The organism is Streptomyces glomeratus (genome assembly GCF_021462825.1).
In the GTDB taxonomy this organism is placed as follows: Bacteria; Actinomycetota; Actinomycetes; order Streptomycetales; family Streptomycetaceae; genus Streptomyces; species Streptomyces glomeratus.
Window position 1 is genome coordinate 179,796 of the sequence record NZ_JAKEEB010000006.1, and the last position, 13,411, is coordinate 193,206.

A 13,411-nucleotide genomic window follows, 5' to 3' on the forward strand; every position below is an offset into this window, starting at 1 on the left:
ACTGTCCGCACCCGGTCCGCAGGCCGCCGAGCACGGCGCGCATGACGGTCCGGGTGCGGATCTCGTTCACCCGGCCACAGCCCCGGGGACCACATCGGCAGGGCCACGGTGGCTGGGCCGGAAGGGCCGGCGAACGGCTCGCTGTCGGCCCCGGATGCTGCTAGGCCGTGAGCATCGACGACGCTGAACGTGGCGCCGCCCTGCTGCACGCACTGAATGCACCTCAGCCGGGCTGAACGGGTCGCCCTCGCACCGTGAAACCGTCGTGAAACCGCGGCGAAGGCGGGCGCGCGCACGCTCTTCGCATGACCACCACACGACTCGCGATCACCGCGACGGGGCTGCGGAAGGCGTACGGCGAGCAGGTCGTGCTCGACGGGATCGACCTGACCGTCGCCGAGGGCACCGTCTACGCGCTGCTCGGCCCCAACGGCGCGGGCAAGACCACCACCGTGCAGATCCTTTCCACGCTCGCCGCCGCGGACGGCGGGGAGGTGAGGGTCGGCGGCCACGACCCCCTACGCGACCCCCGCGCCGTCCGCGCACAGATCGGGGTCACGGGGCAGTTCGCCGCCGTCGACGCCATGCTCACCGGTGAGGAGAACCTGCTCCTCATGGCGGATCTGCACCATCTCGGCAGGCGGGAGGGGCGCCGCCGGGCCGGCGAACTCCTCGAAAGGTTCGGGCTGGCCGACGCGGCGGGCAAGCTGCCCTCCGCCTACTCCGGGGGCATGCGGCGGCGCCTCGACCTCGCCATGACCCTGGTCGGCGAACCCCGCATCATCTTCCTCGACGAGCCCACCACCGGCCTCGACCCGCGCAGCCGTCACGCCATGTGGCAGATCGTGCGGGACCTGGTCGCCGGCGGCGTCACCGTCTTCCTCACCACCCAGTACCTGGATGAGGCCGACCAGCTCGCCGACCGCATCGGCGTCCTCAACGGCGGCCGGCTCGTCGCCGAGGGCACCGCCGAGGAGCTCAAGCGGCTCGTGCCCGGCGGGCATGTGCGCCTGCGCTTCGCGGACCCTGCCGCGTACGAACGGGCCGTCCGGGTGCTCCGCGGCGCGGCCCACGACGACGAGGCGCTCACCCTCCAGTTCCCCAGCGACGGCAGCACTCGGGAGCTGAAGTCCCTGCTCGACTGGCTGGAGGCCGAGTCGATCGAGGCGGAGCACCTGACCGTGCACACCCCCGACCTCGACGACGTGTTCTTCGCCCTCACGACGGAAGCGGGCGACGCTCCGGCCCCCACCGGCGCCCCCGCCACCACCACCGCCCCCCTGAAGGAGTCCCTCCGGTGAGCACCCTCTCCTACACCGTCACCGACTCGGTGACCATGCTGCGCCGCAACCTCAAGCACGCGGTGCGCTATCCGTCGATGACGATCCCGGTGGTGGTGATCCCGGTCGTCCTGCTGCTGCTGTTCGTCTACGTCTTCGGCAACGCCCTCGGCGCCGGGGTCGCCCCCGGCGCCCACGGCCACTACGTCGACTACGTGGCGCCCGGCATCATCCTCATGGCCACCACCTACGGCTCGGTCTCGGTGGCGGTGCACATCTGCTCCGATATGACCGAGGGCATCGTCAACCGTTTCCGCACCCTGTCGATCTCCCGCGCGGCCGTGCTGAACGGCCATGTCCTCGGCGGGGTCATCCAGACGCTGCTGACCGTCGTCCTGGTGGTCGGCGCCGCCCTGCTCACCGGTTTCCGCCCCGACGCCACGCCCCTGGAATGGCTCGCCACGGCCGGTCTGCTGACGCTGGTCATCGTGGCGCTGACCATGCTGTCGGCGGCGATGGGCCTGCGGGCCAAGACGGTGGAGGCGGCCAGCAACGCCCCCTTCCCGCTGACCTTCCTGCCCTTCCTCGGCAGTGCGATCGTCCCCACGGACTCCATGCCGACGGCTGTGCGCTGGTTCGCGGAGTACCAGCCCTTCACCCCCGTGACCGAGACCCTGCGGGGCCTGCTGATGGGCACGGCCATCGGGGACAGCGCGGTCATCGCGGTGGCGTGGTGCCTCGGGCTCACCGTCCTGGGCTTCTTCTGGGCCCGGTCCGCCTATGACAGGGCGTGAGCGGGACGGGGCCCCACCGTCACCTGCGGCCGTCGTAGGCGTCGAGCAACTCCAGTGCCGCCGCGCGCAGTTCCTTCCGCCCCAGGGCGGCGTACGCGGACACCGCGTCCTCGTACGCCGCCCTGTCGGCGCGCTCCACCGCCTCCCGGACCCGGGCGGAGGACATCGTCGGCTGGAAGCTGCACAGCGGGCGGCAACGTTCCGCGAGCGCGATCAGCCGGGCCGCGGGAGCCGACGCTCCCTCGTCGAGCTCCACCTGGGCGAGTGCAAGCAGCAGCACACCACACAGAGAGAGGTGCACCGCGTACGCGGGCCGGTCGACGGCGGGTCCGGACAGCAACGCCCGCAGCTTGGCCGGGAGTTCGCGGACCAGGTCCGCCACCTTGTCGAGGCGGCCGTGCTGGGCGTGGGCGATCACCGCGACGCCCTGGGTCTCCAGCGTCCAGGCTTCCAGGCCGGGCGGGTCGGAGTGGAGAAGCGGCCGGTCGGGCACCGGGGACGGGTCGGCGGCCCGGCGCCACAGGCGCAGCCCCGCCTCGGTCTCGCCCCGGGCGAGCAGGATCGTGGCGCGCACCCCGCGCTGGAAGGTGAGCAGGCCGTAGGAGTTGTCGTCCGTGTCGTGGGCCGTCGACAAGTCCAGCCAGTACTGGGCCTCGTCGACCTCGCCGAGCAGCAGAGCCGCCATGACGAGCCCCCAGCGCACCCCGATCTCCTCGAAGCCCGGCCCGAGCAGCCGCTCCTGGAGGTGGAGCGCGACCCGCAGATGGTGCCGGGCCCGCTCGCCCTGCTCGGTCTGAAGGCTGAGTTCGCTGATGCGGGAGTGGGCGAGGAGCAGGGCGACGGGACGGCTCACCCCCTGCAGGGCGTCGAGTATGCGGCCGGCGGCGGCGAGGGCGCCCTCGATGTCGCCCTCGGCCTCCCGTACGTAGCTGACGACGGCCGCGGCGACGGCGGCGGCCAGCGGCTCGGAGTACGGCGGGTGCGGGGGGTCGGCGGCGAACACGGCGGGCACATCGGCCAGGACACACGCCAGGGCGCGGGGCACGGTGTCCGGCGCGGCGGGCGGCAGCCGGCGCAGTGCGGCCACGAACCGCAGGGCGCTGACGCCACTGCCCTGGAAGAGGAGCATGTCGCAGCCGAACAGGGCGGCCGCGGTCCGGGTTGCCTCCACGAGCGGGGGCTCGGGGCGGAAGTGGCCGACGAGATGGCCGGTCTCCTGGATCAGCGTGGCCATCCGGGTGTAGCGGGGCTCAATGTTCCACAGTCCGGCGAGGACGGCGGTGCACGCCACGGCCGTCGGGGCGTCGTCGCGGGACAGGGCGAGGCGCAGGGCGTGCAGCAGGTTGTCCTGTTCGGCGCGGACCGGCTCCAGGTCGACGAAGGAGTCGGCCTCGGGGGCGGTGGTGTGGTGGCCGAGCCCGAACTCCCGTGCCCACGCCAGGAAACGCCCGGTGACGTGGTCGGCCTCGCCGGCCTCCTGCCGGCGGGCGGTGCTGAACTCGCGCACCGTCTCCAGCATGCGGAAGCGCGCCCCGGATGCGGTGTCGGCGACCTTGAGCAGCGACTGGTCGACGAGGTCCTCCAGCACCTCGCTGTCGCCCAGGAGGGCCTCCGCCGCGTCGGCGGTGAAGCCGTCCGGGAAGACGGACAGGGCGCGCAGAGCCCGCTGCCCCGTCTCGTCGAGGAGGTGCCAGCTCCAGTCGACGACGGCGAGCAGGGTGCGATGTCGCTCCGGCGCGTCCCGGGCACCGCCGCGCAGCAGGGCGAAACGGTCGTGCAGACGGCGGGCGATCTCGGTGACGGACATGACACGGACGCGGGCCGCGGCCAGCTCGGCGGCGAGGGGCAGTCCGTCGAGGCGGCGGCACAACTCCTCGACGGTGGCCGGGGGCAGTTCGACGCCGGGCCGGGCGGCGCGGGCCCGCTGCCCGAACAGCTCGACCGTGGTCCGCAGGTTCAACTCCGGCAGCAGATAGACCGATTCGGAGCTGAGGCCGAGCGGGGCGCGGCTGGTGGTGAGCACCCGCAGGTCACGGGTGAGGGAGATCAGGGCGCGGACGAGGTCGGCGACTCCGCGCACGACCTGTTCGCAGTTGTCGAGGACGAGCAGGGCGGGGCCCGGGCCCAGGGCGCCGGCGATGCCGGTGAGCAGGTCCGGGTGCAGGGGCTCACCGGTGCCGAGAGCGGCGGCGACCTCGGCCGCCACATCGTCGTCGCCGGTCACACCGGCGAGCGGCACGAAGTGCACGGCCTTCTGCTCGGCCTCGCGGCCGACCATCTGCGCGAGTCGTGTCTTGCCGAGGCCGCCCACGCCGACGATCGAGACGACCCGCGAGGTGCGCAGCAGCCCGGTCACGGCGATGAGGTCGTCGGCGCGGCCGAGCAGAGGGTTGGGCTCGTGCGGGATGCCGCGGCGGACGCGGGGCGCCTCGTCGCGCAGCAGTTCCTGGTGGACGCCGCGCAGGGCGGGGCCGGGGTCGGTGCCGAGGTCGTCGCGCAGGGCCCGGCGGTAGGCGTCGTAGCGGGTCAGCGCGGCGGCCGGGCCGGTGACCGCCGCCTCGCAGCGCAGGAGTTCGGCGAGGACCTCCTCGTCCCGGGGATGGTCCCTGGCCAGAGCGGTGAGCGTGTCGAGGGCCTCGGCGGGCCGGCCGAGCCGCGCCAGGGCGAGCGCGCGGGCGCGCACCAGGGCCGTGTACGTCGTCGCGCGCGCCGCCCGCAGTGCGGCGACCGGATCGTCGGGGGCGTCGTCGCCGGGCGGGCCGTCCCAGTGGGCGAGCCCCGCCTCGGCGTGTGCGAGGACGGCGGTGTGATCGGCTTCACGGGCGGCACGGGCGGCCCGGGTGGCCGCGAGCAGGACGGCGGAGGTGTCGATGGCCTCCGTGTCGAGGGTGAGCCGGTAGCCCGTGGGGGTCGCGGCGATGGCGTCGGCACCGAGCCGGGTACGGGCCCGGGAGACGAGCACCTGGAGCGCCTTGGTGGGGTTCTCGGGCTGCTCGTCGGGCCACAGCCCGTCCACCAGCCGGGCGGCGCTGCACCCTGCGCGGGGCTCGTCGGCGAGCAGGGCGAGCAGCCCGCGCAGCCGGGGGCCACTGATCTCCCGGCCACGGTGGGCCACCCGCGCGAGGAAGGTCAGCTCCGTTGTCACCCGAGTAGGTTAGAGCGTGGCCGATGGATCTTGCGGGGGTCTTCCGGTGCCCCGGGGCCGGCTGTCGCGGCCGCCGGAGCGGGTCGTGTCGTCGGTGGTCCGTGGGATGCTGACGGCGTGGATGTGGACGACCTGATCCGGTTGCGGCGGGCGCGGGACCGGATGGACCGTGAGTACGCGCAGCCGCTGGACGTGGCGGCGCTGGCGCGCACCGCGCTGATGTCTCCGGGGCACTTCCAGCGCAGCTTCCGCGCCGCGTACGGGGAGACGCCGTACGGCTATCTGATGACCCGCCGTATCGAGCGGGCCAAGGCGCTGCTGCGGCGCGGCGACCTGACCGTGACGGAGGTCTGCTTCGCCGTGGGGTGCACCTCCCTGGGATCGTTCAGCTCGCGTTTCACGGAGCTGGTGGGCGAGACACCGAGCGCGTACCGGGCCCGGTCGCACGAGCAGGGGGCGGGGATACCGCCGTGCGTGGCGAAGACCCTGACGCGACCGCGGCGGGGCCGCCCCGGGGACACACGCGCTGATCTGCGCGCACAGATCTAGCGTGGTGCCATGGACCTGAAACTTTCCCAGTGCTTCATCGCCGTGGACGACCACGACAAGGCGCTCACCTTCTACCGGGACGTCCTGGGCCTGGAGGTACGCAACGATGTCGGTTTCGAAGGGATGCGCTGGGTGACGGTCGGCTCGCCGCTCCAGCCGGACGTGGACATCGTCCTGGAGCCTCCGGCGGCGAACCCGGACGCCTCCCCGGCGGACCGCCAGGCGATGGCGGAGCTGCTCGCCAAGGGCATCCTGCGCGGGGTCATCTTCTCCACCGAGGACTGCGACGCCCTCTTCGCCCGCGTCCACGCGTCCGGCGCGGAGGTCCTCCAGGAGCCCATGGACCAGCCGTACGGCGTGCGGGACTGCGCGTTCCGCGACCCGGCGGGCAACCTGCTGCGCTTCGCGGAACGCCCGCGCGCCTGACGCGGCACACCGGTGACGCGTCCCGGGCCCCACGAGTGACTAACGGCCGGGTTCCAGGACCGTCGCGTACACACAGATCTCCATCGTCGGGGCCCCGGAAGGGCCCTGGGTCGGACACCCGGTCCCCGGTACCGCCGGGCCCAGCCGTGGCGCCGGCGCGCGCTCCCAGCGGGCCGGGGGGTCCGGCTCGTCCAGGTCCTGCAGCCACAGTGTGAGGCCCCCGCCCACCAGCACAAGCGCCGCCCACACCCCGGCCGCCCACCGCCACATCCCGCGTCCTGCCCCCGTCCCGGTCACTCCTGAGCCGCCGCCCCGCGGTCCCAGACCTCCACGTCCACCACGGCGGACACCGGTATCGGCCCGTAGATGTGCGGGAACTCCTCACCGCCGGGCTTCACGGCCTCGAACCGTACCGGAGCGGTCAGACGCTCCGGATCGATGACGAGCAGGACCAGTTCGTCGGGCCCCTCGTACTCCCCGTACACCCAGCGCGCCACCTGCGGGACCTGGTGCCGCAGGGAACAGTGGATGAAGCCCTCCTGCTGGAGGGTGAGGCCCCGCGTCGACATCTGGTAGGAGCCGGTGGCACGGGCCCTCTCCCACAGGGAGCGTTCGGTGAGGTGGAGAAGAGGTTCCGGCATGCCGCCCACCCTGGGTCCCGGCTGCGCCGGCGCCTCCGGCTCGCGTGCCACGGAGGCCGGGCACTGCGGATTGCGGCAGGGCCCGGGGCGCCACAGGGGGACGAAGGCGCCCAGTGTCTTGTGACGACGTACGACGGTGTCGACGGGCTGCCCGCACACCGGACAGACCTGCTCCTCACGGCCCATGCCCTCAGCCTAGGGCCGCCTCCCGGAGGGCGACAGGCGGGCAGCGGGCGGGCCCCGCACACCGTGGGAATGCGCGGGGCCCGCCCCGGGCCGGAGCCCCGGCCCGTGCGGGGTCAGGAGCCGCACGGGCCGGGGATCCGGGGTCTCGCGGTGGTCAGGTGCTGCGCCGGGTCACGAACTCGGCCAGGGCCAGCAGTCCGCCCGCCGCCTCCGGGTCGGGCACCGCGCGGGACAGCTCCTGCATCGCCCGGGCCATCCGGTCGGCCGCCTGCACCTGCGCCCAGTCACGGCCGCCCGCCTGCTCGACGGCCAGAACGGTGCGCTCCAACTCCCCTTTCTCGTAAGGCCCCTGGTACAGCCGGGCCAGCTCCGCCGCCGCCGGGGTGCCGGAGGCGAGCGCGGCCACCACGGGCAGCGACTTCTTGCGGGCCATGAGGTCCGCTCCGGCCGGCTTGCCGGTGCGGCTCGGGTCCCCCCAGATCCCGATCACGTCGTCGATGAGCTGGAAGGCCAGCCCGGCCTGGCGGCCGAACGCGTCCAGTGCCTCGACGTCCGTCTCGTCCGCTCCCGCGTACAGCGCCCCGAGCGCGCAGGCGCAGCCCAGCAATGCGCCCGTCTTGGCCTCGGCCATGACGAGCACCTCCTCGAGGGTGACCTCGTGGGGGCCGCGCCGCTCCATGGCCGTGTCCGCATGCTGTCCGGCGCACAGTTCGATCACGCAGGCCGCGAGCCGGGCGGCGGCGGCCCCCGACGCCGGGTGCGGATCCTCGGCGAGCAGCCGCTGCGCCAGTGCCTGGAGGGCGTCTCCGGCGAGGATCGCGTCCGCGTCGCCGAACACGGTCCAGGCGGTGGGGCGGTGTCTGCGGGTGGTGTCCCGGTCCATCACGTCGTCGTGCAGCAGCGTGAAGTTGTGGACGAGTTCGACGGCCGCGGCGGCCTGTACGGCGCTGGACCGCCGTCCGCCGAGCGCCTGCGCCGCGGTCAGGACGAGCGCCGGCCGTATCGCCTTGCCCGCGTTGCCGGCCGCCGGAGTGCCGTCCGCGTGCTGCCAGCCGAAGTGGTAGAGCGCGATCCGCCGCATCGGGGCGGGCAGTGAGTCCACGGCCCGCCTCAGTTCCGGGTCGACCGAGGCGCGGGTGCGCTCCAGGATCGCCACGGCCTCGTGGCCGTCGAGCGGTTGCTCCGGTCCCGACAGCGCGGCGTGCCGCCCCGACGGGACCGTCGCGCTCCGCCGCGGGAGCGTGGGGCTGTGCTTCGGCTCCGTCATGAACTCACCCCTGGGACCGCCTCGAAGAGTCTGCGGACGTCGGGCGCCTCCGCCGCCGGACGCGCACCCGGAGGGTGTACCCGCCCCGAGGGGCGGGAACACGGCGTGCCGCCTGTGCGCGGCGAGCGGGCCGCGGGGGCGCGCCGGCGTCGGGCGAGGACCGAAGGGATCACCTCCGGCGGCCGATAAGACGTCACCTCCAGCGGCCGATCTCGACGTTCTCCAGGACACCCAGGGCGTCGGGCACCAGGACGGCCGCCGAGTAGTAGCCCGTCACCAGATAGCTGATGATCGCCTGTTCGTTGATGCCCATGAAGCGCACCGAGAGACTCGGCTCGATCTCGTCGGGGATGCCGGACTGCCTGAGCCCGACGACCCCCTGCTCCTCCTCGCCGGTGCGCATGGCGATGATCGAGGTCGTCCGGGCCTCGGTGACCGGGATCTTGTTGCACGGAAAGAGCGGCACCCCGCGCCAGGTGGGGATGCGGTTCCCGCCGATGTCGATGGTCTCCGGGACCAGTCCGCGCTTGTTGAGTTCCCGGCCGAAGGCGGCGATCGCGCGCGGGTGGGCGAGGAACAGTTTGGTGCCGCGCCGCCTGCTGAGCAGTTCGTCCATGTCGTCGGGGCCGGGGACCCCCGCGTGGGGCTGGAGTCGCTGGTCGTACTCGCAGTTGCTGAGGAGCCCGAATTCCGGGTTGTTGATCAGTTCGTGCTCCTGGCGCTCCTTGAGCGCCTCGACCGTGAGCCGCAGCTGGTGCTCGGTCTGGTTCATCGGCTGGTTGTAGAGGTCGGCCACGCGCGTGTGGATGCGCAGCACGGTCTGGGCGATGCTCAGTTCGTACTCGCGGGGCGCGGCCTCGTAGTCGACGAAGGTGTGCGGGATGTCCGGTTCGCCGCTGTGGCCCGCGGCGAGGTCGATGGCCTTCTCGCCGTATTTGTTGGTGCGCTGCTCGGGGACCGAGCGCTGCTCACGGAGGTGCTCGCGCAGGGACTCGGCGCGCTCAGCGACCAGTTCGACCTCCCGGCGGGGCAGTGCGAGCACCGTGCAGGCGGTGACCGCGCGGGCCGTGTACTCCCAGATGGCGTCCGGGTCGAGCAGGGCCTGGTCACCGAAGTAGGCGCCGTCGGCGAGGACGCCGAGCACCGCGTCGTCTCCGTAGGGGCCGGTGCCGATCTTCTCCACCTTGCCGTGCGCGAGCAGGAACACCTCGTCGGCCTGGCTGCCGAACTCCGCGAGCACGTCCCCGGGTGCGAACCTGCGCTGCTGGCACCGCTGGGCGAGTTCGCCGAGCACCTCCTGGTCCTCGTAGTCGCGCAGGGCCGGCAGCTCACCCAGCTCCGCGGGAATCACCGTGACCTGGTCTCCGGTCTTCACGAACGTCACCCGGCCGTCGCCCACGGAGTAGGTCAGCCGGCGGTTGACCCGGTATGTGCCGCCCTGCACGCTCACCCACGGCAGCATGCGCAGCAGCCAGCGTGAGCTGATCTCCTGCATCTGGGGTGCGGACTTGGTGGTGGTGGCCAGGTTCCGCGCGGCCGTGGTGCCCAGACTCTGTTGCGGCCTGTTCTGCTCCGCGCGGACCTCTTCGCCTACCGACATGGGTATTGCCCCTCCCGATCACGCATCGATCTGCGGGAAAAGCGTCTCATCACGGAGAGTGGCGATGCCATTACCCAAAAGAGCGGGAATGGATCATCGTGCGTCCGGGCACACTGGGGGACTTCGCCGAACGGTCCCGGGCCGGGGGCTGAAGGCCCGGAGCAGGGGGCGCACCTGGCCGGTTCGGCCGATCATCGTCCCATCCTCCGCTGACCGGATCGGCTCGCACGCCGTGCGAACGGCTGGTCCGGGCCTGGCCGTCGCCGGTACAAGCTGCGGTACCAGGCGGCCGCGGCCGGCGGCCGGCGTGCGGCACGAAGGAGACGGCCATGGCCCCACCCATGTCCGCGGACACGTTCCTCGACCGGCTCCGGGCGGAGGGCGTCACGGTGGTCGAGGTGGGCGACTGGGAGCGTCACAACCGCAACCACAAAGGCCCCTGGGGGCCGGTCCACGGGGTGATGATCCACCACACGGCGACGACGGGAGGCGAGCGGACCGTCGAGGTCTGCCGCGACGGCCGGCCGGATCTGCCCGGGCCGCTGTGCCATGGCGTGATCACCAAGGACGGCGTGGTGCACCTGGTCGGCTACGGCCGTGCCAACCACGCGGGCCTCGGCGACGACGACGTGCTGCGCGCGGTGGTCGCCGAGAAGGCTCTGCCCCTGGCCGACGAGGCGGACACCGACGGCAACCGTCACTTCTACGGCTTCGAGTGCGAGAACCTCGGCGACGGCACGGACCCCTGGCCCGCCGCGCAGTCCGACGCGATCGAGCGGGTGAGCGCGGCGATCTGCCGCCACCACGGCTGGTCGGAGCGCTCGGTGATCGGGCACCTGGAATGGCAGCCGGGCAAGGTCGACCCGCGGGGCCTTCGGATGGACCGGCTCAGGGAGCGGGTCCATGACCGGCTGAAGTGACAGCGGGTGACCGGCACGGCGAAGGGTGTCCGACAATGGCGGGGTGACCGGCTCCGATGTGCCGCGCCGCCGCCGGGCGGCCGACGTCGACGTGCTGCGTCCGTGCCTGCCGTCGCCCTTGCGGGAGGTCACGGACGAGCGTTTCGCACGCCACGGGGTCCGGCTGCTGCTCAAGCGGGACGACCTGATCCACCCCGACCTGATCGGCAACAAGTGGCGCAAGCTCGCCCCGAACCTGCGGGCCGCGGCCGGACGCACCCTGCTCACCTTCGGCGGGGCGTACTCCAACCATCTGCGGGCCACGGCCGCGGCGGGCCGGCTGCTGGGGCTGGACACCGTGGGCGTGGTCCGGGGCCAGGAGCTGGCCGGCCGCCCGCTCAACCCCTCCCTCGCCCGGTGCGCGGCCGACGGGATGCGGCTGCACTTCGTCGACAGGTCGACGTACCGGCGCGTCGCCGAGCCGGAGGTCCTGGCCGGCGTTCTGCGCGCGGCGGACGCCGAGGACGCGTACGTGGTGCCCGAGGGCGGCAGCAACTCCCTCGCCGTGCGTGGCTGCCGCGCACTCGGTGAGGAACTGCGCGGCCGGGCGGACGTGGTCGCCGTGCCCTGCGGTACGGGGGGCACGCTGGCTGGTCTGGCCGCGGGGCTGGCCCCGGACCAGCGGGCCCTCGGGGTCGCGGTCCTGAAGGGCGACTTCCTGGCCGGGGAGACGGCCGCCCTCCAGACCCTGGCCTTCGGCGGCCGCCGCGGCGACTGGGCCGTCGAGACCCGTTTCCACTTCGGCGGCTACGCGCGTACGACCGACGAACTCGAGGCCTTCGCCCGGGACTTCGAGTCGCGCCACTTCCTTGCGGTGGAACGTCTCTATGTCGCCAAGCTGCTCTACGGACTTGCCGCCCTGGCCGAGGAGGGCGCGTTCCCACGGGGGACCACCCTGGCCGCGGTGATCACCGGAACCCCGTTCCCCCCTTCCTGACCGGGGCGGCTTCCCCACGCCGGCCGCGCCTCACGCCGTTTCGCGGTAGGCCGCCGCCTCCTCCAGGTCCAGGCGTCTGAGCAGTGTGCGGAGCATCTCGTCGTCGATATAGCGATGGTTGCGGAGCCTGACGAACACCTCCCGTTCCGCCCCGATCACCTCCCGGGACAGCCGGCGGTAGGTGTCGTCGGCCGTCTCGCCGGTCACCGGGTTCACCGAGCCGAGGCGCTCCCACACGGCGTTGCGGCGGCGCTCCAGGACCATGCGGAGGCGGTCGGCCAGGGGCGGCGGCAGGGCGTTGCGCTCGTCCTCGAGGAGTTCGTCGAGGCGCTGCTCGGCGGCCCGCGACGCCTGCGCCTGGGCGTTCCCTTCGGCGAGGGTCTCCGTCTGGAGGTCGCGTCCCGGGAGTCTGAGCAGGCGGACCAGCGCAGGCAGGGTCAGTCCCTGCACCACCAAGGTGCCGATCACCGTGGTGAAGGTCAGGAAGAGGATCAGATTGCGGCCGGGGAAGGGGCCGCCGCCGTGCACGGTCCGGGGGATCGAGAAGGCGACGGCGAGGGAGACCACGCCCCGCATCCCGGCCCAGCCGATGACGAAGGTCCCCTTCCGGGTCGGGTCCTCCTCGCGCTCCCGGATGCGCCGGAACAGCACACGCGGCAGGAAGGTCGCCGGATACACCCACACGAACCGCGACACGACGACCACGACGAACACGGCCAGCGCGTACGAGGCCGCGCTCGTGCCCTCGTACTGGCCGAGTCCCCGCAGGACGACCGGCAGCTGCAGTCCGATGAGCGCGAACACCGCGGACTCCAGCACGAACGAGACCATCCTCCACACCGCCTCCTCCTGGAGCCGGGTCGCGAAGTCGACCTGCCAGTTGTGGTGGCCGAGGTAGAGGGCGACGACGACCACGGCCAGCACCCCGGAGGCGTGCGCCCACTCCGCGGCCCCGTAGGCCACGAACGGGATCAGCAGCGACAGCGTGTTCTGGAGCAGCGCCTCCTTCAGGTGCGTGCGCAGCCAGTGGATCGGCATCATCAGCAGCAGGCCGACCGCGACGCCGCCGACCGCCCCGAGCGCGAACTCGCGCACCCCGCCGGCCCAGGTGGCGCCCTCCCCGACGGCCGCCGCGAGCGCCACCTTGTAGGCGGTGATCGCGGTGGCGTCGTTCACCAGCGACTCTCCCTGGAGGATGGTGGTGATCCGCGACGGCAGCCCCACCCGCCGGGCGACCGCGGTGGCCGCGACCGCGTCGGGCGGCGCGACCACCGCGCCCAGCACCAGCGCCGCGGTCAGCGGCAGATCCGGCACGATCAGATAGGCGGCCCAGCCCACCACGAGCGTCGCGAAGAGGACATAGCCGACGGACAGCAGCGCCACGGGACGCAGCTGGGCGCGCAGGTCCAGATACGAGCTGTCGGCGGCCGCCGTGTACAGCAGCGGAGGCAGTACCAGCGGCAGGACGACGTCGGGGGCGAGCGTGTACTCCGGCACCCCGGGCAGGTAGGAGACGGCGAGTCCGGCCGCGACGAGCAGCAGCGGCGCGGGAACCGGGGTACGGCGGGCGGCCCCCGCGACACCCGCGCTGCCCGCGACCAGCATCAGCAGCGGCAACACGTTCATG

At 73.1% G+C, this 13,411-nt stretch carries 11 protein-coding genes; 6 read left to right on the forward strand and 5 right to left on the reverse strand.

What is annotated here, in order from left to right:
- The first annotated feature begins 305 nt into the window (after positions 1-305).
- Together LZ604_RS09830 and LZ604_RS09835 are read left to right on the forward strand one after the other, a co-directional pair.
- Positions 306-1,301 carry an ABC transporter ATP-binding protein gene (locus LZ604_RS09830; RefSeq protein WP_234514198.1) on the forward strand — a complete coding sequence of 332 codons (996 nt, stop codon included), beginning with the start codon at positions 306-308 and terminating at the stop codon, positions 1,299-1,301.
- A complete protein-coding gene (locus LZ604_RS09835) occupies positions 1,298-2,074 on the forward strand; it encodes an ABC transporter permease (RefSeq protein ID WP_234514200.1) in 777 nt (258 codons plus the stop codon). Before LZ604_RS09830 ends, LZ604_RS09835 begins: the two co-directional genes overlap by 4 nt.
- 19 nt (positions 2,075-2,093) lie before the next feature.
- On the opposite strand, the gene LZ604_RS09840 is transcribed toward LZ604_RS09835, so the two are convergent.
- Entirely contained in the window at positions 2,094-5,219 is a 3,126-nt protein-coding gene (locus LZ604_RS09840) for an ATP-binding protein (RefSeq protein ID WP_234514201.1), read from the reverse strand.
- 162 nt (positions 5,220-5,381) lie between these two features.
- Here LZ604_RS09840 and LZ604_RS09845 point away from each other — a divergent pair, with 162 nt between their 5' ends.
- Positions 5,382-5,768 carry a helix-turn-helix transcriptional regulator gene (locus LZ604_RS09845; protein ID WP_267971183.1) on the forward strand — a complete coding sequence of 129 codons (387 nt, stop codon included), beginning with the start codon at positions 5,382-5,384 and terminating at the stop codon, positions 5,766-5,768.
- Between the two features lie 9 nt (positions 5,769-5,777).
- The gene (locus LZ604_RS09850; RefSeq protein ID WP_234514203.1) at positions 5,778-6,194 is read left to right on the forward strand and encodes a VOC family protein; all 417 of its coding nucleotides are present in this window, start codon (positions 5,778-5,780) and stop codon (positions 6,192-6,194) included.
- Between the two features lie 293 nt (positions 6,195-6,487).
- On the opposite strand, the gene LZ604_RS09855 is transcribed toward LZ604_RS09850, so the two are convergent.
- From LZ604_RS09855 to LZ604_RS09865, 3 genes are all read right to left on the reverse strand, one after another.
- Positions 6,488-6,835 (reverse strand): DUF952 domain-containing protein, encoded by a 348-nt coding sequence (locus tag LZ604_RS09855; RefSeq protein WP_234514350.1) that lies wholly within the window; start codon positions 6,833-6,835, stop codon positions 6,488-6,490.
- A gap of 340 nt (positions 6,836-7,175) precedes the next feature.
- On the reverse strand, positions 7,176-8,288 hold the full coding sequence (locus tag LZ604_RS09860) for a family 2 encapsulin nanocompartment cargo protein polyprenyl transferase (RefSeq protein ID WP_234514204.1): 1,113 nt from the start codon (positions 8,286-8,288) through the stop codon (positions 7,176-7,178).
- Between the two features lie 193 nt (positions 8,289-8,481).
- Positions 8,482-9,888: a family 2B encapsulin nanocompartment shell protein gene (locus LZ604_RS09865; protein WP_234514205.1), complete on the reverse strand. Its 1,407-nt coding sequence runs from the start codon at positions 9,886-9,888 to the stop codon at positions 8,482-8,484.
- A 329-nt stretch (positions 9,889-10,217) separates the two neighbouring features.
- Here LZ604_RS09865 and LZ604_RS09870 point away from each other — a divergent pair, with 329 nt between their 5' ends.
- A complete protein-coding gene (locus tag LZ604_RS09870; protein ID WP_234514206.1) occupies positions 10,218-10,808 on the forward strand; it encodes an N-acetylmuramoyl-L-alanine amidase in 591 nt (196 codons plus the stop codon).
- A gap of 43 nt (positions 10,809-10,851) precedes the next feature.
- Positions 10,852-11,784, forward strand: a complete 933-nt coding sequence (locus LZ604_RS09875; protein WP_372482120.1) for a 1-aminocyclopropane-1-carboxylate deaminase/D-cysteine desulfhydrase — start codon at positions 10,852-10,854, stop codon at positions 11,782-11,784.
- Between the two features lie 30 nt (positions 11,785-11,814).
- Here LZ604_RS09875 and LZ604_RS09880 read toward each other — a convergent pair whose 3' ends face one another.
- Positions 11,815-13,410, reverse strand: a complete 1,596-nt coding sequence (locus tag LZ604_RS09880) for a Na+/H+ antiporter (protein WP_234514207.1) — start codon at positions 13,408-13,410, stop codon at positions 11,815-11,817.
- Position 13,411 lies beyond the last annotated feature (1 nt).

Bases quoted from the DNA above. Each gene is read 5' to 3' on its own strand.
- LZ604_RS09880 (WP_234514207.1), bottom strand. From the start codon at position 13,410: ATGAACGTGTTGCCGCTGCTGATGCTGGTCGCGGGCAGCGCGGGTGTC.
- LZ604_RS09855 (WP_234514350.1), bottom strand. From the start codon at position 6,835: ATGCCGGAACCTCTTCTCCACCTCACCGAACGCTCCCTGTGGGAGAGG.
- LZ604_RS09865 (WP_234514205.1), bottom strand. From the start codon at position 9,888: ATGTCGGTAGGCGAAGAGGTCCGCGCGGAGCAGAACAGGCCGCAACAG.
- LZ604_RS09870 (WP_234514206.1), top strand. From the start codon at position 10,218: ATGGCCCCACCCATGTCCGCGGACACGTTCCTCGACCGGCTCCGGGCG.
- LZ604_RS09845 (WP_267971183.1), top strand. From the start codon at position 5,382: ATGGACCGTGAGTACGCGCAGCCGCTGGACGTGGCGGCGCTGGCGCGC.
- LZ604_RS09850 (WP_234514203.1), top strand. From the start codon at position 5,778: ATGGACCTGAAACTTTCCCAGTGCTTCATCGCCGTGGACGACCACGAC.
- LZ604_RS09830 (WP_234514198.1), top strand. From the start codon at position 306: ATGACCACCACACGACTCGCGATCACCGCGACGGGGCTGCGGAAGGCG.
- LZ604_RS09860 (WP_234514204.1), bottom strand. From the start codon at position 8,288: ATGACGGAGCCGAAGCACAGCCCCACGCTCCCGCGGCGGAGCGCGACG.